The sequence below is a fragment of the Paracoccus denitrificans genome, assembly GCF_900100045.1.
GTDB lineage: Bacteria > Pseudomonadota > Alphaproteobacteria > Rhodobacterales > Rhodobacteraceae > Paracoccus > Paracoccus denitrificans.
The window spans coordinates 25,308-45,576 of record NZ_FNEA01000027.1; the positions used below are offsets into that span (position 1 = coordinate 25,308).

Annotated in this window: 18 protein-coding genes and 1 tRNA gene; 12 read left to right on the forward strand and 7 right to left on the reverse strand. The window is 68.6% G+C overall.

Features of this window, described 5'->3' with window-relative positions; translation table 11 throughout:
- The first annotated feature begins 62 nt into the window (after positions 1 to 62).
- The gene (locus BLT64_RS19965) at positions 63 to 1,604 is read left to right on the forward strand and encodes a Ppx/GppA family phosphatase (RefSeq protein WP_011747626.1); all 1,542 of its coding nucleotides are present in this window, start codon (positions 63 to 65) and stop codon (positions 1,602 to 1,604) included.
- Positions 1,605 to 1,814: 210 nt separating this feature from the next.
- Here the strand turns inward: BLT64_RS19965 and BLT64_RS19970 are convergent, their stop codons facing one another.
- The gene (locus BLT64_RS19970) at positions 1,815 to 2,864 is read right to left on the reverse strand and encodes a dipeptidase (protein ID WP_011747627.1); all 1,050 of its coding nucleotides are present in this window, start codon (positions 2,862 to 2,864) and stop codon (positions 1,815 to 1,817) included.
- A 184-nt stretch (positions 2,865 to 3,048) separates the two neighbouring features.
- Here BLT64_RS19970 and BLT64_RS19975 point away from each other — a divergent pair, with 184 nt between their 5' ends.
- The 3 genes from BLT64_RS19975 to BLT64_RS19985 all read left to right on the forward strand — a co-directional run bounded on the left by BLT64_RS19975 (position 3,049) and on the right by BLT64_RS19985 (position 4,497).
- On the forward strand, positions 3,049 to 3,372 hold the full coding sequence (locus BLT64_RS19975; protein ID WP_011747628.1) for an antibiotic biosynthesis monooxygenase family protein: 324 nt from the start codon (positions 3,049 to 3,051) through the stop codon (positions 3,370 to 3,372).
- Positions 3,373 to 3,474: 102 nt separating this feature from the next.
- The gene (parA, locus tag BLT64_RS19980; protein WP_011747629.1) at positions 3,475 to 4,110 is read left to right on the forward strand and encodes a ParA family partition ATPase; all 636 of its coding nucleotides are present in this window, start codon (positions 3,475 to 3,477) and stop codon (positions 4,108 to 4,110) included.
- Between the two features lie 99 nt (positions 4,111 to 4,209).
- Positions 4,210 to 4,497 (forward strand): hypothetical protein, encoded by a 288-nt coding sequence (locus BLT64_RS19985; RefSeq protein WP_011747630.1) that lies wholly within the window; start codon positions 4,210 to 4,212, stop codon positions 4,495 to 4,497.
- A gap of 42 nt (positions 4,498 to 4,539) precedes the next feature.
- Here the strand turns inward: BLT64_RS19985 and uvrB are convergent, their stop codons facing one another.
- Positions 4,540 to 6,726, reverse strand: coding sequence for an excinuclease ABC subunit UvrB (uvrB, locus tag BLT64_RS19990; RefSeq protein ID WP_041529836.1), 2,187 nt, complete (start codon positions 6,724 to 6,726; stop codon positions 4,540 to 4,542).
- A 187-nt stretch (positions 6,727 to 6,913) separates the two neighbouring features.
- On the opposite strand from uvrB, the gene BLT64_RS19995 reads away from it, so the two are divergent.
- Complete coding sequence (locus tag BLT64_RS19995; RefSeq protein WP_011747632.1) at positions 6,914 to 7,225, forward strand: ETC complex I subunit; 312 nt, start codon at positions 6,914 to 6,916, stop codon at positions 7,223 to 7,225.
- A 158-nt stretch (positions 7,226 to 7,383) separates the two neighbouring features.
- Here BLT64_RS19995 and BLT64_RS20000 read toward each other — a convergent pair.
- The 4 genes from BLT64_RS20000 to BLT64_RS20015 all read right to left on the reverse strand — a co-directional run bounded on the left by BLT64_RS20000 (position 7,384) and on the right by BLT64_RS20015 (position 9,913).
- Positions 7,384 to 7,473 (reverse strand) — tRNA-Ser (locus BLT64_RS20000).
- 45 nt (positions 7,474 to 7,518) lie between these two features.
- Positions 7,519 to 8,859, reverse strand: a complete 1,341-nt coding sequence (locus tag BLT64_RS20005; RefSeq protein WP_011747633.1) for a sensor histidine kinase — start codon at positions 8,857 to 8,859, stop codon at positions 7,519 to 7,521.
- The gene (locus tag BLT64_RS20010) at positions 8,856 to 9,518 is read right to left on the reverse strand and encodes a response regulator transcription factor (RefSeq protein WP_011747634.1); all 663 of its coding nucleotides are present in this window, start codon (positions 9,516 to 9,518) and stop codon (positions 8,856 to 8,858) included. The genes BLT64_RS20005 and BLT64_RS20010 overlap by 4 nt, the downstream gene beginning before the upstream one ends.
- On the reverse strand, positions 9,515 to 9,913 hold the full coding sequence (locus tag BLT64_RS20015; protein WP_011747635.1) for a hypothetical protein: 399 nt from the start codon (positions 9,911 to 9,913) through the stop codon (positions 9,515 to 9,517). Before BLT64_RS20015 ends, BLT64_RS20010 begins: the two co-directional genes overlap by 4 nt.
- A gap of 129 nt (positions 9,914 to 10,042) precedes the next feature.
- Here BLT64_RS20015 and BLT64_RS20020 point away from each other — a divergent pair, with 129 nt between their 5' ends.
- The 7 genes from BLT64_RS20020 to BLT64_RS20050 all read left to right on the forward strand — a co-directional run bounded on the left by BLT64_RS20020 (position 10,043) and on the right by BLT64_RS20050 (position 19,805).
- On the forward strand, positions 10,043 to 10,921 hold the full coding sequence (locus BLT64_RS20020) for a hypothetical protein (RefSeq protein WP_011747636.1): 879 nt from the start codon (positions 10,043 to 10,045) through the stop codon (positions 10,919 to 10,921).
- 186 nt (positions 10,922 to 11,107) lie between these two features.
- A complete protein-coding gene (locus tag BLT64_RS20025) occupies positions 11,108 to 12,706 on the forward strand; it encodes an OpgD/OpgG family glucan biosynthesis protein (RefSeq protein ID WP_011747637.1) in 1,599 nt (532 codons plus the stop codon).
- Positions 12,703 to 14,877 (forward strand): glucans biosynthesis glucosyltransferase MdoH, encoded by a 2,175-nt coding sequence (gene mdoH / locus BLT64_RS20030; protein ID WP_011747638.1) that lies wholly within the window; start codon positions 12,703 to 12,705, stop codon positions 14,875 to 14,877. The genes BLT64_RS20025 and mdoH overlap by 4 nt, the downstream gene beginning before the upstream one ends.
- Entirely contained in the window at positions 14,874 to 16,007 is a 1,134-nt protein-coding gene (locus tag BLT64_RS20035; RefSeq protein ID WP_011747639.1) for an OpgC domain-containing protein, read from the forward strand. The genes mdoH and BLT64_RS20035 overlap by 4 nt, the downstream gene beginning before the upstream one ends.
- Positions 16,008 to 16,077: 70 nt before the next feature.
- Positions 16,078 to 17,745: a formate--tetrahydrofolate ligase gene (locus tag BLT64_RS20040; RefSeq protein ID WP_011747640.1), complete on the forward strand. Its 1,668-nt coding sequence runs from the start codon at positions 16,078 to 16,080 to the stop codon at positions 17,743 to 17,745.
- Positions 17,746 to 17,748: 3 nt separating this feature from the next.
- The gene (locus BLT64_RS20045) at positions 17,749 to 18,351 is read left to right on the forward strand and encodes a nicotinate-nucleotide adenylyltransferase (protein ID WP_011747641.1); all 603 of its coding nucleotides are present in this window, start codon (positions 17,749 to 17,751) and stop codon (positions 18,349 to 18,351) included.
- Complete coding sequence (locus BLT64_RS20050; protein WP_011747642.1) at positions 18,351 to 19,805, forward strand: D-alanyl-D-alanine carboxypeptidase; 1,455 nt, start codon at positions 18,351 to 18,353, stop codon at positions 19,803 to 19,805. Before BLT64_RS20045 ends, BLT64_RS20050 begins: the two co-directional genes overlap by 1 nt.
- 10 nt (positions 19,806 to 19,815) lie before the next feature.
- Here the strand turns inward: BLT64_RS20050 and BLT64_RS20055 are convergent, their stop codons facing one another.
- Positions 19,816 to 20,238 (reverse strand): tellurite resistance TerB family protein, encoded by a 423-nt coding sequence (locus tag BLT64_RS20055; protein WP_011747643.1) that lies wholly within the window; start codon positions 20,236 to 20,238, stop codon positions 19,816 to 19,818.
- Positions 20,239 to 20,269 lie beyond the last annotated feature (31 nt).

The following is a 20,269-nucleotide window of genomic DNA, read 5'->3' on the forward strand; positions in this document are numbered from 1 at the left end:
GGGGGCATTTGCCCCATCCAAGGCGCGCGCCCAGGCGTGGTAACGGAATCGAGAGGAACCCGATGAACGGCATCGTGACCGCAAGCGGAGAAACCATCGAACCCTTCGGGCGCTCGCTGTTCGAGCGCGCCTCGGAACGGGCATTGAGCCGGGTCGGCGTGGTCGACGTGGGCTCGAACTCGATCCGCATGGTGGTCTTTGACGGGGCGGCGCGTTCGCCGGCCTATTTCTACAACGAAAAGGTCATGGCCGGGCTGGGCTCGGGCCTTGCCACCACCGGCCGGCTGAACCCCGAGGGGGTGCGCCGCGGCATGGCGGCGCTGCGCCGTTTTGCGGTCCTGGCCGACAGCATGGGGATCAAGCCGCTGACCTGCGTCGCCACCGCCGCCGTGCGCGAGGCCGAGGACGGCCCGGCCTTTCGCAAGGCGGTCGAGAAGGAGACCGGGCTGAAGCTTCTGGTCATCGACGGTGAGGAGGAGGCGCGGCTTTCCGCGCAGGGCGTCCTGCTGGGCTGGCCGGAGGCCAAGGGGCTGGTCTGCGACATCGGCGGCAACTCGATGGAACTGGCCGAGGTGGCGAACGGCAAGGTCGGCCGCCGCATCTCGACGCCGCTGGGTCCGTTCCGGCTGCAACAGGTCAAGGGTGGCGCCTCGGGCCTGCGCGACCATATCCGCGATACCATCGAGGCCGCAGCAGAGCGGCTGGGGCGCGGGCACGAGCAGATCTATCTGGTCGGCGGCTCGTGGCGGGCCATCTCGCGGCTGGACATGGAACGGGCGAAATACCCCATGACCGTGCTGCACGAATACCGCATGTCGCCCCAGGCCGTCGCCGATACGGTGAAATGGATCGGCGACAAGACCGTCACGGAAATGCGGACGATGACCGGCATTTCGCAAGGCCGGATGGAGCTGGTGCCGCTGGCCAGCCAGGTGCTGCGCCAACTGGTGCAAAGCCTCAAGCCGAAATCGCTGGCCGTGTCCTCCTATGGCATCCGCGAGGGGCTGCTTTACGAACAGATGCCGACCGGCTTGCGCTCTCGCGATCCGCTGATCGAGGCGGCGCGCTTTGCCGAGCGGCAGATGGCGCGGATGCCGGGCTTCGGCAAGAAGCTCTATCACTTCCTGGAGCCGCTGTTCGGCGACCTGCCGCCCGAGCGCGACCGGCTGGTCAAGGCGGCCTGCCTGCTTCACGACACGACCTGGCGGACCCATCCCGATTATCGCGCCGATGCCTGCTTCGACAACGTGACGCGGGCCAACATGGCGGCGCTGTCGCATCCCGAGCGGGTGTTCCTGGGCCTGTCGCTGCTGCATCGCTACAAGAACAGCCGCGCCAATTCGCCCATGGCGCCGCTTTTCGCCCTGCTTTCCGAGAAGGAGATCCGCGAGGCGGAGGTGCTGGGCAAGGCCCTGCGTTTCGGCGCCATGTTCTCGGTCAAGGATCCGGCCGAGGCGGGGACGCTGAAGCTTCAGCGCAAGAAGAAGCAGCTGGAACTGAAGCTGACGAGGACCGGGCGGGCGCTGCTGGGCGAGGTGGCCGAGGCGCGGTTCCGCGCGCTTGCCGAAGCCATGGGCGTCGCGCCGGTGGTGACCGAGGGCTAAGCGGCGGGCCGAGCGGCGGGCCGAGCGATTTGCCCTTGGACGGTATTCTCCTTATGGGGGAGTAGCTGTCCAAATGAACAACTTTTCCGTGTGAAAGAATCGTGGCATTCCGCTGCTCACGGAGGGCGGCGGTCCTTGTGTGGTTTTATCCGGTGTCCGGTTCCGGATCGCCGCCCTCCGTCTTGTCCGGCCGGATGAAAGGGGCGGGGCTCAGGCGCCCCAGGTCCGCTCCAGCAGGTTCAGCCAGTTCTTGCAGGCGATCTTTTCGACCAACTCGCGGCCATAGCCATGGTCCAGCATGGCCTGCAAAAGATTCTGCAGGGCCGAGGCATCGGCCAGATCCGCGGGCATCTCGGCACCGTCGAAATCCGAGCCGAGCGCGACGCCATCCTCGCCCAGGAACGCAAGCAGGTGGTCAAGGTGGCGCAGCATGATCTCGAACCCGTGCATCGGGTCGCGCCGGCCCTCGGGATGCAGGAAGCCCACGGCGAAATTCAGCCCGACGAGGCCCCGCGATTCGGCGATCACCCGCAACTGCCGGTCGGTCAGGTTGCGCGAGCTGGGTGCAACGGCATGGGCGCAGCTGTGGCTGGCGACCAGCGGTGCGTCCGAGAGCCGCGCCACATCGTCGAAGCCCTTTTCGTTCAGGTGCGACAGGTCCAGCATGATGCGCAGCCGGTTGCATTCGCGCACCAGATCCTCGCCCTCGGCCGTCAGCCCCGGCCCTGTATCGGGCGACGAAGGGAAAGCGAAGGGCACGCCATGGGCATAGCGCGTCGGTCGCGACCAGACCGGCCCCAGCGAGCGCAGGCCCATGGCGTGCCAGGCATGCAGCGCATCCAGGTCGGGGATCGGCTCGGCGCCCTCGATATGCAGGATGGCGGCGATTTGGCCATCGGCGATGGCCGCGCGCAGATCGGCGGCGGTCCTGCAGATCGCCAGCGTGCCGGTCCGCTCCATCGCCATCAGATGGCCGGCCTGGGCCAGCGCATGGGGCAGGGCCTGGGCAGGCGCCACCTCGGGCGGCAGCGGCAGGGCGAAGGGCGGGTTCTTCTTGAGCATCGCTGCCATCGCATCGTCGGGGCCGGGGGGCGAGGGCGTCCAGATGGCGAAGAAACCGCCGGCAAAGCCGCCCGCCTTCATCCGCGGCAGGTCCAGATGCCCGCTGCCGTCGCCTTCCAGCCAAAGCCGGTCGCGGCCGGGCCCCGCAGCCACCATGCGCTGCAAGAAATCGTTGTGACCGTCAAAAACCGGAATCATGCTCATGTCCTTTCGCATTGCGCGGCGCAACATGCGCCGCTTATGCGCGTGCCGCAAGCGGCGGGGGTGCAAGCCGGCCTCATCCGGGGGCGGGTTGCCTGCGCCGCTTCAGAAGCGAAAACCCTCTTTCCCCGCGCCGTCGCTGCGCTAAGCTGGGAAAACAGCGAGGGAAGGAGACCCAGCCATGACCCGGATCGCCAAGGATTTCGACGGCCAGACCGTCATCTGCACCTTCGATGTCACCCCCGGCAGCGCGCATGACGTGCTGGACGCGCTGACCACCGCCTATGACGAGGTGATCAGCCGGCAGCCCGGCTATGTCTCGGGTGCGGTCCACCTGAACGATGCCCAGACCCGGATCTGCACCTATTCGCAATGGCGCGACCGGCGCGACTACCAGGCCATGCTGCGCAGTCCCGAGATGCGCGAACGCAACCGCGCCATCAACGCCATGTGCCGCCATTTCGAGCCGGTGATGTACGAAGTGGTCGATTGCTGGCCGGGCTGAGCGCGAAACCCATGCTGCGACTGCGAAAAGCCCGTGCATTGCGCAAGCTTAGCCCCTAGTCTGGCGAAAAGCAGTCGGGCGATTGCCGGAACGGAGGGGCGCATGGCAGGACGCATCATCACGATTGCCCAGCAAAAGGGCGGCTCGGGCAAGACAACGATCGCGGTCAATCTGGCGGTGGCCCTGCGCGGGCGCGGCCATTCGGTCGCGCTTCTGGACACCGATCCGCAGGGCAGCATGGGACGCTGGTTCCTGGAACGGCTGGAGCGGCGGGGCGAGGACGAGGCGCTGGAATTCACCACCTCGTCGGCCTGGGGCGCCAGCTACGAATCCGACAAGCTGAAGAAACGCTTCGATTTCGTCATCATCGACACGCCGCCCAAGATCGACAGCGACCTGCGTCCGGCGCTGCGCGTGGCCGACCTGGTGCTGGTGCCGGTGGCAACCAGCCATGTCGACCTGTGGGCGACCGAGGGCGTGCTGGATCTGGCCCGGCGCGAGAGATGCGACACGCTGATCGTGCTGAACCGCACCCGCTCGCACGCCCGGCTGACCGGCGAGGTGGCCGAGGCCGCCGCCGCGCTGGGGGCCGAGGTGGCGGCCGCGCAGCTTGCCAACCGCGTCGCCTATGCCGAGGCGCTGGGGCAGGGGCTGGGCGCCGGCGAGGCGGCGCGCAATGCTACCGCCCGGGCCGAGGTCGAGGCGCTGGCCGAGGAAGTGCTTGACACGTTGGGCTAGGCCGCGATTCGCGGAAATCCGCCGATCGGCCGGAGCCGGGGAAACCAACCGTCGGTTGATGGGTTGCGTGGACAGCAAGTCCAGACTCATGAGGTCGAGATGAAACTGCCGCTTTCCCTTGCCGTTCTGGCAACCCCCTTCGCCTTGGCCGCCTGCACGCCCGAGGCTCCGCCGCCCCCTGAACCCGAAACCGTCTCCGTCGATCCCTGCGGCGCGGCGCGCTACAGCCATCTGATCGGCCAGACCTCGCCCACCATCTCGGTGCCCGAGGGGCAGATGTATCGCATCGCCCGCGAGGATCGGCCGATGACGATGGAGATGATCCAGGACCGGCTGACCTTCATCGTCGACAGCCGGGGCAAGCTGCTTTCGGTCAGCTGTAGCTGACCGGGACGCAGGAGCGCTGCCTTCCGCGCTATCCGCCCGCGATCAGCCGCGGCGGCGCGACCGTTTGTTGCCGCCGCGCTGTCCGGCCCGCCCCGCGGTCGAGCGTCCCGATGACTTGACCGCCGCCTCGGCCGCCTCCTCGATGGCGGATTGCCGGGCCAGCGGGTCGTCGGCGATCGCCAGTTCGACCGCCTCCAGCCGCTTCACCTCGTCGCGCAGCCGCGCGGCCTCCTCGAATTCCAGGTTCTCGGCCGCCTTGCGCATCTGCGCCCGCAGCGCGTCCAAATGCGCCGCCAGGTTGGCGCCGACCATCGGTTTCTCGACCCGGGTGGTGATGCGCGCCTGATCGGTATCGCCTTGCCACAGCCCGGCCAGCACGTCCTCGACATTCTTGCGCACGGTCTGCGGCGTGATGCCGTGCGCTTCGTTATAGGCGACCTGCTTCTGGCGCCGGCGCTCGGTCTCGGCCATGGCGCGCTCCATGCTGCCGGTGATGCGGTCGGCATACATGATGACGCGGCCGTCGGCGTTCCGCGCCGCCCGGCCGATGGTCTGGATCAGTGATGTTTCCGAGCGCAGGAAGCCCTCCTTGTCGGCATCGAGGATCGCCACCAGCCCGCATTCGGGGATGTCCAGCCCCTCGCGCAGCAGGTTGATGCCCACCAGAACGTCGAAGGCCCCCAGCCGCAGGTCGCGCAGGATCTCGATGCGCTCGATGGTGTCGATGTCGCTGTGCATGTAGCGCACGCGGATGCCCTGTTCGTGCAGGTATTCGGTCAGGTCCTCGGCCATGCGCTTGGTCAGGGTGGTGACCAGCGTGCGCATGCCGGCGGCGGCGACCTTGCGCACCTCGTCCAAGAGGTCGTCCACCTGCATCTCGACCGGGCGGATCTCGACCTGCGGGTCCAGCAGGCCCGTGGGGCGGATGACCTGTTCGGTGAAGACGCCGCCGGTCTGGTCCAGCTCCCATTGCGCAGGCGTGGCGCTGACAAAGACCGATTGCGGGCGCATCGCGTCCCATTCCTCGAATTTCAGCGGCCGGTTGTCCATGCAGCTGGGCAGGCGGAAGCCATGCTCGGCCAGCGTGAACTTGCGCCGGAAGTCGCCGCGATACATGCCGCCGATCTGCGGCACGCTGACATGGGATTCGTCGGCAAAGACGATGGCATTGTCGGGGATGAACTCGAACAGCGTCGGCGGCGGCTCGCCGGGCGCCCGGCCGGTCAGATAGCGGGAATAGTTCTCGATCCCGTTGCAAACTCCAGTAGCTTCAAGCATTTCCAGGTCGAAGTTCGTGCGCTGTTCAAGCCGCTGCGCCTCCAGCAGCTTGCCCTCGTCGGCAAGTTGCTTCAGCCGTGTCTGAAGTTCTGTCCGTATCCCCTTGATTGCCTGCTGCAAAGTCGGCCGCGGAGTGACGTAGTGGCTGTTGGCATAGATGCGGATCTGCTTGAAGCTGTCGGTCTTGGCGCCGGTCAGCGGATCGAATTCGGTAATCGATTCAAGTTCGTTTCCGAAGAAGTCAAAGCGCCAGGCCCGGTCTTCCAAGTGGGCCGGCCAGACCTCGACCAGATCGCCTCGCACGCGGAAGCCACCGCGCTGGAAGGCGGCGTCGAGGCGGCGATATTGCTGCGCCACCAGTTCTGCCAGGAATTCGCGCTGGTCGTAGAGCTGGCCGACCACCATGTCCTGCGTCATCGCCGAATAGGTCTCGACCGAGCCGATGCCGTAGATGCAGGAGACCGAGGCGACGATGATCACGTCGTCGCGTTCCAGCAGCGCCCGCGTGGCCGAGTGGCGCATCCGGTCGATGGCCTCGTTGATCTGCGATTCCTTCTCGATATAGGTGTCGGAACGCGCGACATAGGCTTCGGGCTGGTAGTAGTCGTAATAGCTGACGAAATATTCCACGGCATTTTCGGGGAAGAAGCCCTTGAACTCGCCGTATAATTGCGCGGCCAGCGTCTTGTTGGGCGCCAGGATGATCGCCGGGCGCTGGGTTTGCTCGATTACCTTGGCCATGGTGAAGGTCTTGCCGGTGCCGGTGGCGCCCAGCAGCACCTGGTCGCGTTCGCCCGCCCGCACGCCCTGCGACAGTTCGGCGATGGCGGTGGGCTGGTCGCCCGCCGGCTGGAACTCGGAACGCATGACGAAGCGCTTGCCGCCCTCGAGCTTGGGCCGGCTCACCTCGGGAAAGCGCGCGACGGGGGCGTTGGTGTTGTTGTGGCCCATGGTTTCACCTTTGTTCCTGCCTGGGTCAATCTGGCGCATTCGCGCCCCAATGCAAGCCCGGCGCGGGAAAATGGGCCATGCGGGGGCGGCAATCCGGCCGGAATGGCGGGAAATCGCGCGACGTGCATCTTGATCGCCCGGCCGGCATCGGGGATAAGGCGACAAGCAAGAACAGAGGGTTCCCGCCATGCGTGTCCGCATCTACAAGCCCGCCCGCAACGCCATGCAATCCGGCACGGCCCGCACCAGGAACTGGGTGCTGGACTTTCCGCCGGCCGATCCGCGCGCCATCGACCCGCTGATGGGCTGGACCAGCAGCGACGACACCCAGAGCCAGGTCCGCCTGCGCTTCGAGACCCGCAAGCAGGCCGAGGATTACGCCCGCGAGCATGGGCTGGACTACGAGGTGATCGAGCCGCATACCCGCGCTGCGAACATCCGTCCCCGCGGCTATGGCGAGAATTTCGCCAGCGACCGGCGCGCGCCCTGGACGCATTGAGCCAGCGCACCGCCGCACCCGGCACGGCATTTCTCGATCCTTCCAAGGGCCGGCGATTGCCGGCCTTGTCTTGTCGCGCAAGGCGGCGTTACAGGTCGGGCGGCCCGGCATCGAGGAAAGCGCATTTCCCCGCAAATCTTTGCAAATATTTGGTGAAATGGCGGAAGCGGTGGGATTCGAACCCACGGTGGGGTCTCCCCCACGCTGGTTTTCAAGACCAGAGCCTTAAACCACTCGGCCACGCTTCCAGCCGGGTCGGGATAGGCCGGCGTGCAGGGCGAGGCAAGGGGAAACTAGCCGCGCCGTGCAACCGGCGGGGCGGCGGCCGGCAGCCGCAGCCCGGCACAAAGCCCGCCCAGGTCCGAGCCCTCCAGCACCAGTGCCCCACCATGCAGCGCGGCCAGATCGGCGACGATGGCAAGGCCGAGGCCGGTGCCCGGAGGGCCGGTCTCGTCAAGCCGTGCGCCGCGGGTCAGGGCGCGCGCGTGATCCTCGTCCGACATGCCCGGGCCGTCGTCCTCGATCAGGATGCGTAACTGGTCGCCCTGGAGCAGGACGGTGATGCGGACCCGGTCCTTGGCCCATTTCACCGCGTTCTCGACCAGGTTGCCGATCATTTCCTCAAGATCCTGCCGCTCACCGGCAAAGGCGGGGTCGGCATCGGCCCGGATCTCGGCCCGCAGGCCCGAATCGCGGATCGGACCGCCCAGCACCAGAAGGATGTCCTGGATCACCGGCGCGACCGGCGTGCGCTGGCCCAGCAGCCGCGGCGCGGCCGAACTGCGGGCGCGCCGCAGGTGCCAGCCGATCTGGCGGTCCATGCGCGCGATCAGCCCATGGCCCGGATGCTCGGACGGCAGCGCATTGTCCAGCGCCGCCAGCGGCGTCTTGAGCGAATGCGCCAGATTGCCGACATGTTCGCGTGCGCGCGCCAGCACGGCGCGGTTCTGTTCCAGGAGCGCGTTGATCTCGGTGGCGACGGGGCGCAGCTCGGCCACGGCGGGCAGGGGCAGCGCCTCGGCCTGGCCCGAGCGGATGCGGCGCAGGTCGCGGCCCAGCCGGTCGAGGCTTTGCAGCCCCGCCACGACCTGCAGCACGCTTGCCGCCGCCAGGGCCAGCCCCAGCACGGCAAGCGAGACCGCCAGCGGCCGGCGCAGCCGCGCCATGGCGGCGTCGATCTCGGCCCGGGGGGCGGTCACGGTCACGGCCAGCGCCGAGGCGGAATCGGGCAGGGTGAAGGCGTGGCGCGCAACCCGCAGCGGCTCTCCCGCCGGGCCAAGGCCGGGGCCACCCTGGAAATCCGCCTCGGGCGGGTTCAGCACGTTGTCGAAAAGCGAGGGCGATTTCGCCATCACCTGGCCGTCCTGCGTCAACTGCCAGAACCAGCCCGAAAGCGGCATCTGGAAACGCGGATCGGCCGGGCCGGGACCGGCGGCCAGCCTGCCCTCGGCGTCGATGGTGGCCCCGGCGATCAGCGCATCGGCCACCGCCTCGGTCTCGGCGTCGAAGCGGCCGGTGATGAAATCCTCGAGGATCGCGGCGATGGCCAGGTAGCCGCCGACCAGCGCCACGCCGGTCAGCAGCGCCGCCAGCGCGATCAGCCGCGCGCGGATCGAATCGCGCGGCAGGATCAAGCCGCGGTCCTCAGCACATAGCCCTCGCCGCGCCGGGTCTCGATCAGGCCGTCGCCGATCTTCTTGCGCAGCCGGCCGATCACCACCTCGATGGACTTGAAATCGCGGTCGGCGGCGGAATCGTAAAGGTGGTCCGACAGTTCGCTGCGGCTGACCACGCGGTTCTGGTGATGGATCAGATAGGCGAGGATGCGGGTCTCGAACGCCGTCAGCTTCAGCGCCAGCCCGTTGCGGGTGATGACGCCCAGCTGAGTGTCGAGCCGCAGCGGCCCGGCCTTGATCACCGCCTGGGCATGGCCGGCGGCGCGGCGGAGCAGCGTCTGCGCGCGGATCACCACCTCTTCCAGGCGGAAGGGCTTGACGGCGTAGTCGTCGGCGCCGGCGCGAAAGCCCGCCACCTTGTCGGTCCAGTCGCCCCGCGCGGTCAGGATCAGCACCGGCATGGTCACGCCGCCCTCGCGCCAACGCGTCAGCACCTCGATCCCCGGCAGGCCGGGCAGGCCCAGGTCCAGGATCGCCAGGTCGTATGCCTCGGTCGAGCCGAGGAATTCGCCCTGCGTGCCGTCGGCGGCAATGTCGCAGGCAAAGCCGCCGTCGCGCATGGCGGCGGCAAGCTGGGTGGACAGCATCGGATCATCCTCGACGATCAGGCATTTCATGGCTTGGGCCCCTTTCGGCGGGCATCGGTCAGCCCCGCGCCCGCCACTTCCAGAAAATCGCCGCTATGCGCGTCCAGCCGGATCAGCAGCACGTCGCGCCTTGGCGTCAGCAGGCGCAACTCATGCACCAGCACCACGCCGCGCGTGCGTTCCTCGGGGGTGGGCGGCACGATGCGCGCCGCGATCAGCCGGCCGCGAAACCGTTCGCCGACGATCTCGGCGGCGCGATTGAGCGGCAGGATGCGGAAATCGCGGCGCTGGAGGCTTTCGAACTCGGGTGCCCAGTCCTCGGGCCTGGGCGGGGCGTGATCGTGGCCGCGGTCGTCGCCCGATGCGGGCAGCGCCAGCGCAAGCGCGGCAAGAAGCGGCAGGGATATGATGCGCAGGCGGTTCATCGGCCCTATGTAATGGGGGAAATCCAAACGAAAGCCAAACGGGTCGTTGGTCTTTGGTTGGCCAGAGGGGGGCTATCACCCGATTCGTCCGGGGCCGCAGAAGACGCCCCGATAAGGAAGGAACCAGAGATGAGCAGAAAACTCTCGACCTCGATCGCGCTTTCGGCACTGCTGGCGGTGCTGGGGGCCCCGGTGCTTGCGCAAGACACGCCCGCCGCCCCGCCGCCCGCGGCCGAGGCCCCGGCGCCGGTCGTGCTGCCCCAGGCATTGCAGGATGCGGGGCTGAGCGATGTGACCAGCAAGCGCGGTCCGCGCGGCGCGACCCGGATCGAGGGCAAGCTGCCCGACGGCACGCAGATCGACGCCATGCTGGACGCCAAGGGCCAGTTGCGCGGCCTGCGTGCCCGGGGCGATGCGGCGCTGCCGCAGGCGCTTATCGACCAGTTGGTGCCGCAGGCCGTGCGCGACAGCGCGGTCTTTGGCGAGCTGGGCACGCTGAAGGCGGTGTTCACGGGCGAGCGCGGGGTGATGCTGGCCGGGCAGGATGCCGACGGAAACAAGCTGCGCGCCGCCTTTGCCCAGGACGGCACCCTGCTGCGCTTTGGCCGGGGCGATGCGGGGCGCGACGGTGAACGGCATGGCAAGCGCCAGGACGACCGCCGGGACAAGGGCTACCATCACCGCGGCCACGACAAGCGCGACGGCCATCGCGGCTGGCACCACGGCCCGCGCGGGGACCGCAGTGGCGAGAAGGGCGCGCCGCCGCCCGCTGGCGCCGCGCCCGAGGCTCCCGCCGCGGATGCGCCGCAGCGCCAGGGTGCGCTGTCTCCGACGCGACTCGACCGGGGCGAGGTGCGCATGGCGCTGACCTCGGCCGGCTACAGCCGTATCGGCGAGATCCTGCAGGACGGCCCGCGCGTCGTGGCGCAGGCGGTGAACCCCGAGGGCGAGCCCGTCGCGGTCGAACTGAACCCGAAGGGGCAGGTCATGCGGGAAATCAACCGCTAAGGCAGGTTGCAGGCGGATCGGGCCGCGCGGGCTTTCCAGCCGGCGCGGCCCGTTTCGGCGGAGCTTTTCGATCAACTCTCGGCAAGAGCCTGCCTTCCGGCGCGAAAAGGCTTGCCTGATCCGCGCGGCAATGCGAAATCCCCTCGGAATTTCCGGGTTTTCTTGCCCGAAACATGGGATCGATCGATGCGTCGTCGCGAATTTGTCATCTCTGCCGGTGCGGCCATGTCGGCCGTCACCGCGCTGTCATCCTCGCTGGGGGCGGCCCTTGCGCAGGAGGGCCCCGAGGCCGAACCGGAACCGGCGGCCGAGCCGGAAGCGGCGGCCGAGCCGGCCGAGCAGCCCGCGCCCAAGCCCTTCGGCTTCGAGGATGTGGCGGAGATGGCCAGGGAATTGGCCGCCAATGCCTATGAATATCGCGATGCCGAGCTGGTCGGCAGCTTCGCCAACCTGAGCTATGACCAGTATCGGGGAATCCGCTTCCGCCGCGACCGCGACCCATGGGCCGGCAGCCGCGATTTCGCGCTGGACCTGCTGCCGCCGGGCGCCATCTTCCACGAGCCGGTGGATATCAGCCTGGTCGATGACGGCGTGGTCATTCCGGTCAGGTTCGACCCGCATATGTTCGATTTCAACCCGGCGCAGTTTCCCGACGGCGTCGATTACGAGACGCTGGGCAACATGGGCTGGTCGGGGTTCCGCCTGCGCGCGCCGCTGAACCGGCCCGACGTCATGGACGAGATCGCGGTCTTTCAGGGCGCGAGCTATTTCCGCGCCGTGGCCCGCGGCACGCTCTACGGGCTGTCGGCGCGCGGCCTGGCCATCGGCACCGGCAGCGCCGAGGGCGAGGAGTTCCCGCTGTTCCGCGGCTTCTGGATCCACAAGCCCGGGCCGCAGGATCGCTCGGTGCTGGTCCATGCGCTGCTGGACAGCCGCTCGGTCTCGGGCGCCTTCGAGTTCCGCATCACGCCGGGGGCCGAGACGGTGTTCGACACCCGCGTCGCGCTGTTCCCGCGCCAGGACATGCGCAATGCCGGCATCGCGCCGCTGACCTCGATGTATTGGTTCGGCCCCACCGATCGGTCGCGCGTGGACGATTACCGTCCCGCCGTGCATGACAGCGACGGGCTGCAGATGCTGACCGGGGGAGAGCAGCGGCTCTGGCGGGTGCTGTCGGGGCACAGCACCCTACAGGTCTCGGCTTTCATGGACAACGATCCGCTGGGATTCGGTCTGGCGCAGCGGGCCCGCGACTTCGAATCCTACAAGGATGCCGAAGCGCGGTATGAAAAGCGCCCCTCGGCCTGGATCGCGCCGCAGGACAACTGGGGCAAGGGTACGGTGACGCTGGTCGAGATCCCGGTCGAGAACGAGTTCAACGACAATATCGTCTCGTTCTGGCAGCCGGCCGACACGCTGCTCAAGGGCAATCGCTACGATTTCAACTACATTCTGACCTTTGCGGCGGAAGTGCCTGACAGCGCACCGATTTCCCGTGTGATCGAGACCATGTCGGGCAGGGCGGTCAACAATGTCAACGCCCGCACCTATATCGTCGATTTCGACCTGGGCCTGTTCGGCTCGGACGATCCGGTGCCGCAGCTGCGTGCCTCGGCCGGTCGGATCGGGCACAGCTATCTGCTGCGCCTGCCGGAACAGGGCCGGATGCGGCTGGCTTTCGAATACCTGCCCGAAGGCGCCAAGCTGGCCGATCTGTCGGCGGTGCTCAACGGTCCGAATGGCCCGCTCAGCGAAACCTGGATCGCCCGCTGGACCCGAGAATGAGCGACATGATCGCGACAAGCAGCCAGCCGGGTCCGCGTCCCGCCAGCCAGGGCCGCCCCCTGCTGCTTTCCGCGGAGGAGGGCTGGGAGGCGCTGGACCTGTCGCTGCCCGAAGGCCCGGCCACGCCGCCCGAGGCGCCGCTGGACATGCCCGAGCAGGATTTCCGCGGCCGCCCGCCGCTGGGGCCGGACAGCCGCTGGCCCTCGCTTGGCACCATCGCCGCGCGGCTGGTCGCCTTTGGCGGCGCGGCGGCGATCGCCTGGGTGGGCTGGCGGCAGATGATCCTGACCTTCGGCTCGAACGTGACCTGGCTGCAATCGGTGCTGCTGGTGCTGTTCGCGCTGACCTTCACCTGGGTCGGGTTTTCCTTTACCTCGATGGTTTCGGGGCTTTTCGCGCGCCGGTTGCGCACGCCGGACGGCCCGAACGAGGCCAAGATCGCCGTGGTCATGCCGGTCTATCACGAGGATGCGGCGGCGACGACCGGGCTGCTGGCCGCCCTGGCGCGCGACCTCTATCGCGTGGGCCTGGCCGACCGGGCCGAGATCTTCGTGCTTTCCGACAGTCGCGAGCCGCGGGCCGTCTTCGAGGAGATGGCGGCGATCAGCCGGTTGCGCGACATCTCTCCGGTGCCGGTCTGGTATCGGCGCCGCAGCAGCAACAAGGGCCGCAAGGCCGGCAATGTCGGCGAATTCGTTCGCCGCTGGGGCGGGCGCTACGATCAGATGGTGGTGCTGGATGCCGACAGCGTGGTCGGCGCCGCCACCATCAGGACGCTGTCGGCGCGGATGAATGCCGACCCGGCGATCGGCCTGATCCAGACCATGCCGATGCTGGTCGGCGGCCAGACCATATTCGCCCGGCTGACGCAATTCGCCGGCCGCATCTATGGCCCGGCCGTCGCCCGCGGCGTCGCCGCATGGTCGGGCGACAGCGGCAATTTCTGGGGCCATAACGCGATCATCCGTGTCGAGGCCTTTGCACAATGCTGCGGGCTGCCGGAACTGCCGGGCAAGCCGCCCTTCGGCGGCACCATCCTGAGCCACGACTTCGTCGAGGCCGCGCTGCTGCGCCGCGCCGGCTGGAAGGTGCGGCTGGACCACGACCTGCGCCAGAGCTTCGAGGGGTGCCCGCCCACGCTGCTGGACATGGCCGTGCGCGAGCGCCGCTGGGCGCAGGGCAACCTGCAACATGCGCGGCTGATCTTTTCGCGCGGTTTCGCCTGGATCAGCCGGGCGCATTTCGTCATCGGCATGCTGGGCTTTCTGATGTCGCCGATCTGGCTGATGATGATCCTGGTGGGCCTTGCGCTGTCGGCCAATGTGCTGTTGTCGCGGCCAGACTACTTTCCGCAGACCTATCAGCTGTTCCCGACCTGGCCGATCTTCGACCCGGTGCGGATGCTGTGGCTGTTCGTCGCCGCCATGTCCTTTCTGCTGGTGCCCAAGTTCATCGCCATCTTCCGCGCCTGGCTGCGGCCCCTGGCCAAGGATTCGGGCGGCAATGTGCGGCTTCTGGCCTCGGCCATGTTCGAGATCGTGCTTTCCGCGCTGATCGCGCCGGTGCAGATGCTGATCCAGACCCGCCAGATCATCGAGATCCTGCGCGGCCGCGATTCCGGCTGGGAGGCGCAGGTCCGTGCCGGCCAGGTGCCGCCCTGGCATGTGGTGCTGCGCCGCCACGCGCTGCATGTCGCCCTGGGGGGTGCCACGCTGCTGGTGCTGGCCTTCCTGGCGCCCTGGCAACTGGTCTGGCTGTCGCCGATCCTGGCCGGGCTGATCCTGTCGCCCCTGACCTCGCGCTGGTCCGCAAGCCCGGTCTTCGGCCGCTGGGCGCGGCGGCAGGGCCTGCTGGTCACCCCCGAGGAGCGCGAGGCGCCCGAACTGCTGACCGCCGCCAATGCGCTGGATTTCCGCATCGCCGGCATGCTGCCGCGCGCCGGGCTGGACGTCCTGGGCCGCGATCCGGCCCTGCGTGCGCGCATCGCAGCGCTTCTGCCTGAAAACCCGCGCGCGCCCATCGAAGAGCGGCTGGATGCGATCTCGGCCGAGGCCAAGATCCGCCATGCCGGCTCGCAGGAACAGGCGCTGCGCTTCCTCAGCCCCGCCGAGCAGCTTGCGGTGATCGAGAACCGCGCGCTGATCGAAGCCTTCTCGAAGCTGCCGCAATGAAACGCATCGTCGCTCTGGATATGCTGCGCGGTTATGCGCTGGTCTGCATCATGCTGGACCACATGCCGATCGGCGTGCTGCGCAAGCTGACGCTGACCAATTTCGCCGTCTTCGACGCGGCCGAGCTGTTCGTTCTGCTGTCGGGCTTTCTGGTCGGCATGGTCTGGATCAAGGTCGAGGCGCGCGAGGGCCGGCCTGCCGCGCAGATCCGTTTCCTGCGCCGCGCCGCTCAGGTCTGGCTGGCGCTGATCGCGGGGGCGATCCTGCTGGCGCTGTTCTCGGCGCTGCTGTTCAAGCTGCAGATGAACCATACCGCGGTCTGGTTCCAGTACGCGCGCTGGATCGTCGAACATCCCATCGGCTATGTCGCCACGGTGGCGCTGATGTGGATGCAGCCGAACCTGCTGGACGTGCTGGCGCTTTACGTGCTGCTGATCGCGACCGTGCCGGTGACGGTGCCCTTCATGCTGCGCTGGCCCTGGCTTGCCATGGCGGTCTCGGTGCTGGTGTGGATCCTTGCCCAGCCGCTGAACGCGCTGATCCCCAACCAGCGCCCGGGGCCGGGGCTGCTGTTCAATCCCTTCGGCTGGCAGATGCTGTTCTTTGCCGGCGTCGCCATGGGGGCCTTTCGCGACCGGATCATGCCGGTGCTGCGGCGCCATGCGGCACTGCTGACCTGGATTTCGGTGGGCGTGCTGCTGTTCAGCCTGACCATCGTGATCGCCTTGAAGATCGGTGCTCCGGCCAAGCCGGTCAGCCAGTTCCTGCGCCAGATCACCGGCGGCATCGACAAATGGTCGCTGGATTTCATGCGCTTCATCGCCATCCTGGCGGCAAGCTGGATCGTGGCGGTGCCCCTGGCGCGGCCTTTCGCCTGGATGGCCGCGACCGCTCCGGGCGAGGCGCTGGCCGAGATCGGGCGCGGCGGGCTGTTTTCCTTTATCGTCTGCGTGATGCTGTCGATCTGGGGCGATGCGCTGGACATGACCGTGCCGCCGGGGCCGGCGAACCTGTGGCTGCGGCTGGCCATCGACATCTGGCTGGTCACCGCCTTCTGGGTGATCGCCGCGCTGTGGATGCGGCGCGAAACCTGGCTGCCACCGTTGCGGACGCGCCTCGGGTTGGGCTAGGGGGCGGGGCGGGGCTTGCCTCGTGCGGCCCCAACCGCTCAACTGTCCGCTGCAAAGCCGAGGAGGGATCATGAAATCGGATATCCAGATCGCCCGCGAGGCGCAGAAGCTGCCCATCGCGCAGATCGCCGGACGGCTGGGCCTGGCCGAGGCCGATTTCCTGCCCTATGGCCACGACAAGGCCAAGATCGCGCATGAGGCCATCGCCGCGCTGGCCGGGCGGCCGCAGGGCCGGCTGATCCTGGTCACGGCGATCAACCCGACCCCTGCGGGCGAGGGCAAGACCACGACCACCGTCGGCCTGGGCGACGCGCTGAACCGGATCGGCAAGCGGGCCACGGTCTGCATCCGCGAGGCCTCGCTGGGGCCGAATTTCGGCATGAAGGGCGGGGCCGCGGGCGGCGGTCATGCGCAGATCGTGCCGATGGAAGACATGAACCTGCATTTCACCGGCGATTTCCATGCCGTCACCAGCGCGCACAACCTGCTGGCGGCGATGATCGACAACCATATCCATTGGGGCAACGCGCTGCGCATCGACCCGCGGCGGGTGACCTGGCGGCGGGTCATGGACATGAACGACCGGGTGCTGCGTCAGGTGGTTGTGGCGCTTGGCGGGCCGGCCAACGGCGTGCCGCGCGAATGCGGCTTTGACATCACCGTCGCCTCCGAGGTGATGGCGATCCTGTGCCTTGCCTCGGATCTCGCCGATCTGCAGGCGCGGCTGGGTCGCATCGTCATCGGCCAGACCTTCGACCGCAGGCCGGTGACCGCGCATGACCTGGGCGCCGAGGGCGCGATGACCGTGCTGCTACGCGACGCCTTGCAGCCGAATCTGGTGCAGACGCTGGAAAACAACCCGGCGCTGGTCCATGGCGGGCCCTTTGCCAATATCGCGCATGGCTGCAATTCGGTCATGGCGACGCGCACCGCCCTGGCGTTGTCGGATTACGTGGTGACCGAGGCCGGCTTCGGCGCCGATCTGGGGGCCGAGAAGTTCCTCAACATCAAGTGCCGGCTCGCTGGCCTGCAACCCGCCGCCGCCGTGCTGGTGGCCACGGTGCGGGCGCTCAAGATGAACGGCGGCGTCGCCCGCACCGACCTGGGGGCCGAGAATGTCGCGGCGCTGCGGGCGGGCTGCGCCAATCTGGGCCGCCATATCCAGAACCTGCGCCGCTTCGGCCTGCCGGTGGTGGTGGCGATCAACCATTTCTCGGGCGATACCGAGGCCGAGATCGCCGCGCTTGCCGATTATTGCCGCGAGCGGGGCGTGCAGGCGGTGCTGTGCCGGCATTGGGCCGAGGGCGGCAAGGGCGCCGAGGATCTGGCCCGCGCCGTGGTCGCGCTGGCCGAGGGTGGCGCGGATTTCACGCCTCTCTATCCCGACGAGATGCCGCTGGCCGAAAAGATCGAGACCATCTGCCACCGCATCTATGGCGCCGGCCAGGTCGAGTTCCTGCCCCATATCGTCGAGCGGCTGGAGGAATGGCAGGCGGCCGGGCATGGCCACCTGCCGGTCTGCATGGCCAAGACGCAATATTCCTTTTCCGCCAACCCGGCGGCGCTTGGCGCGCCCGAGGGCTTTACCATCCCGGTGCGCGAGGTGCGGCTGGCCGCCGGGGCGGGATTCGTGGTGGCGATCTGCGGCGACATCATGACCATGCCCGGCCTGCCGCGCGAGCCTTCGGCGCTGCGCATCGGGGTTGATGCGGACGGCCATGTGCAGGGCCTGTTCTAGCCGATGCGCGCAGGCTTTCCCTTTGCGCCGCCCGGCATGACCGTCGGGCTGCTGGGCGGTTCCTTCGATCCCGCGCATGAAGGCCATGTGCATATCACCGACGAGGCGCTGCGCCGTTTCGGCCTGGACCGGATCTGGTGGCTGGTCAGTCCCGGCAATCCGCTGAAGCCGCATGGCCCGGCGCCGCTGGACGAACGCATCGCGCGCGCGCGGCGCATCATGCGCGACCCAAGGGTCGAGATCACCGGCATCGAGGCGCGGCTGGGCACGCGCATGACCCGCGACACCATCGCCGCACTGCAACGGCTTTATCCCGGCGTGCGCTTCGTCTGGCTGATGGGGGCCGACAACCTGGTGCAGTTCGACCGCTGGGATCGCTGGCAAGACATCGCGGCGCGGGTGCCGATCGGCGTGATCGCCCGGCCCGGCTGGCGGATGCCGGCGCGGTTCTCGCGCGCGGCGCGGCTGCTGTGGCGCGCGCGCCTGCCCGAGTCGCGAGCCCGTGAACTCGCCCGCGCTAGGCCGCCGGCCTGGGTGATGATAAACCTGCCGCTGAACAAGCTGAGCTCCACCGCGATCCGCGTGCTGGGGCCGAAAGGACGCTGATGAACGGATGGACGCGGCGCGGCTTCATGGCGGGGCTGGGGCTTCTGGCCCTGGCGCCGCGCATGGCGCCGGCGCAGCAAAGGCCGGCGGTGCGGCCCACGGGCTTCGACCCCGAGGCGCTGATCGCTGCCGCGGGCCTTGGCGGAGCGGTGGCCTATGCGGTGATCGACCCGGCCTCGGGGCAGGTGCTGGCCGAGCGCCAGCCCGAGCCTTCCATGGCGCCGGCAAGCACGCTGAAGGCCGTGACGGCGCTTTACGCGCTGGACCGGCTGGGCGAGAGGCACCGTTTTGCCACCCGCGTCATCCGGGCCGGCAATACGCTGATCCTGGCGGGTGGGGGCGATCCGGTGCTGGACACCGATGCGCTGGACGAACTCGCCGCCGCGGCCGTCGCGGATGAACAGGCCGCCGGCCGCCCGGCACCGACCGCATTCGCCGTCTGGGGCGGGGCGCTGCCGCGTATCGGCCGGCTGGACCCGGCGCAGGACGAGCATCTGCCCTACAACCCCTCGATCTCGGGGATGATCCTGAACTTCAACCGCGTGCATCTGGACTGGCGGCGCGGCGACAAGGGCTATCAGCTTTCGTTGCAGGCGCGGGGCCGCAAGCTTTCGCCCCGGGCCTATACGACCGCCATCGCGGCGGTGGACCGCGGGCTGCCGCTGTTCACCTATGAGGCGGGCAAGTTGGAAAGCTGGACCATCGCGCGCAGCAGCCTGGGCAAGTCCGGCAGCCGCTGGCTGCCCGTCCGCCGCCCCGAGCTTTACGCCGGCGACGTGTTCCAGACGCTTTGCCGCGCGCGCGGTCTGGCGCTGCCCAATCCCGAGGTGATCGAGATCCTGCCCGAAGGGGCCGAGATCGCGCGCCACGAAAGCCCGGACCTGCGCCGGATCGTGCGGGACATGATGGAATATTCGACCAACCTGACCGCCGAGGTGATCGGCCTTGCCGCCAGCCGCGCGGGCGACGTGGGGGCCTCGGCCGCGGCCATGGCGGATTGGCTGCGCGGGCAGGGGATCGGCGGCGACTTCGCCTTTCACGACCATTCCGGCCTGTCGCCCCTGAACCGCGTCAACGCGGGCATGCTGGCCGCGCTGGTGGCCGGGCCGGGCCGGACGCGCGATCTGCGCGGGCTGATGAAGCTGATCCCGCTGCGGGACGCGCGCGGCAAGCGCAAGGACAGCGACATCCGCATCGAGGCCAAGACCGGGACGCTGAACTTCGTCTCGAACCTGGCGGGTTATGCACAGGCCCCCGACGGCCGGGAACTGGGCTTTGCCATCCTGACCGCCGACGAGGATCGCCGTGCCGCAAGCGAGGGCCAGGAGCTGCCCGAGGGCGTCGCCGGCTGGACCAAGCGTTCCAAGGCGTTGCAGCAGGCGCTGATCGAGGGCTGGCTGGGCGAATTCGCCGGGCAGGCCCCCGTCGCCTCGGTGCAGGGGGCGACGCTTTAAGGCAGGCGGTCTAGAGCACGCGGTGGCGGGCGCGGGCGGCAAGCTCGATGGCGGCGGCGTGCAGGCGCGCGATCTCGAGCTGGTCGCGGATCTCGGCCAGCATCTCGGCCTCGATCTCGCCCAGCCGGCCGTCGGATGCCGCGACGTCGCAGGCCAGCACATAGGCGGTGTCGAACAGCTTTTGGGGCAGCGCATCGCGGACCAGGCCGAACAACGCGTCCAGCCCGTCCTCTTCCTCGAACAGCGTGACTACGGTCTGCGACACGGCGCGGATGCGGTCGATGTCGTAATCGGCAAAGACCGGGGTATGGTTCACCGCGCGCTCGATGGCGAGCAGTTCGGCGGTGCGCGGGTTCTGGTCCGAGGCCGAGACCGCCACCATCACCGCGACCAGCGCGTCGCAGGGCGAGAACGAGGGCAGGCTGTCGGGCATGGTATTTCTCTCCATCGGTTCGAGGGCGTAA

Coding starts and splice junctions, on each gene's coding strand:
- BLT64_RS20055 (WP_011747643.1), bottom strand. CDS start 20,238: ATGCCCGACAGCCTGCCCTCGTTCTCGCCCTGCGACGCGCTGGTCGCG.
- uvrB (WP_041529836.1), bottom strand. CDS start 6,726: ATGGGCCACAACAACACCAACGCCCCCGTCGCGCGCTTTCCCGAGGTG.
- BLT64_RS19970 (WP_011747627.1), bottom strand. CDS start 2,864: ATGATTCCGGTTTTTGACGGTCACAACGATTTCTTGCAGCGCATGGTG.
- BLT64_RS20025 (WP_011747637.1), top strand. CDS start 11,108: ATGCGTCGTCGCGAATTTGTCATCTCTGCCGGTGCGGCCATGTCGGCC.
- BLT64_RS19985 (WP_011747630.1), top strand. CDS start 4,210: ATGAAACTGCCGCTTTCCCTTGCCGTTCTGGCAACCCCCTTCGCCTTG.
- BLT64_RS19995 (WP_011747632.1), top strand. CDS start 6,914: ATGCGTGTCCGCATCTACAAGCCCGCCCGCAACGCCATGCAATCCGGC.
- parA (WP_011747629.1), top strand. CDS start 3,475: ATGGCAGGACGCATCATCACGATTGCCCAGCAAAAGGGCGGCTCGGGC.
- BLT64_RS20035 (WP_011747639.1), top strand. CDS start 14,874: ATGAAACGCATCGTCGCTCTGGATATGCTGCGCGGTTATGCGCTGGTC.
- BLT64_RS20045 (WP_011747641.1), top strand. CDS start 17,749: ATGCGCGCAGGCTTTCCCTTTGCGCCGCCCGGCATGACCGTCGGGCTG.
- BLT64_RS20020 (WP_011747636.1), top strand. CDS start 10,043: ATGAGCAGAAAACTCTCGACCTCGATCGCGCTTTCGGCACTGCTGGCG.
- BLT64_RS20050 (WP_011747642.1), top strand. CDS start 18,351: ATGAACGGATGGACGCGGCGCGGCTTCATGGCGGGGCTGGGGCTTCTG.
- BLT64_RS20040 (WP_011747640.1), top strand. CDS start 16,078: ATGAAATCGGATATCCAGATCGCCCGCGAGGCGCAGAAGCTGCCCATC.
- BLT64_RS20015 (WP_011747635.1), bottom strand. CDS start 9,913: ATGAACCGCCTGCGCATCATATCCCTGCCGCTTCTTGCCGCGCTTGCG.
- BLT64_RS19965 (WP_011747626.1), top strand. CDS start 63: ATGAACGGCATCGTGACCGCAAGCGGAGAAACCATCGAACCCTTCGGG.
- BLT64_RS20010 (WP_011747634.1), bottom strand. CDS start 9,518: ATGAAATGCCTGATCGTCGAGGATGATCCGATGCTGTCCACCCAGCTT.
- mdoH (WP_011747638.1), top strand. CDS start 12,703: ATGAGCGACATGATCGCGACAAGCAGCCAGCCGGGTCCGCGTCCCGCC.
- BLT64_RS19975 (WP_011747628.1), top strand. CDS start 3,049: ATGACCCGGATCGCCAAGGATTTCGACGGCCAGACCGTCATCTGCACC.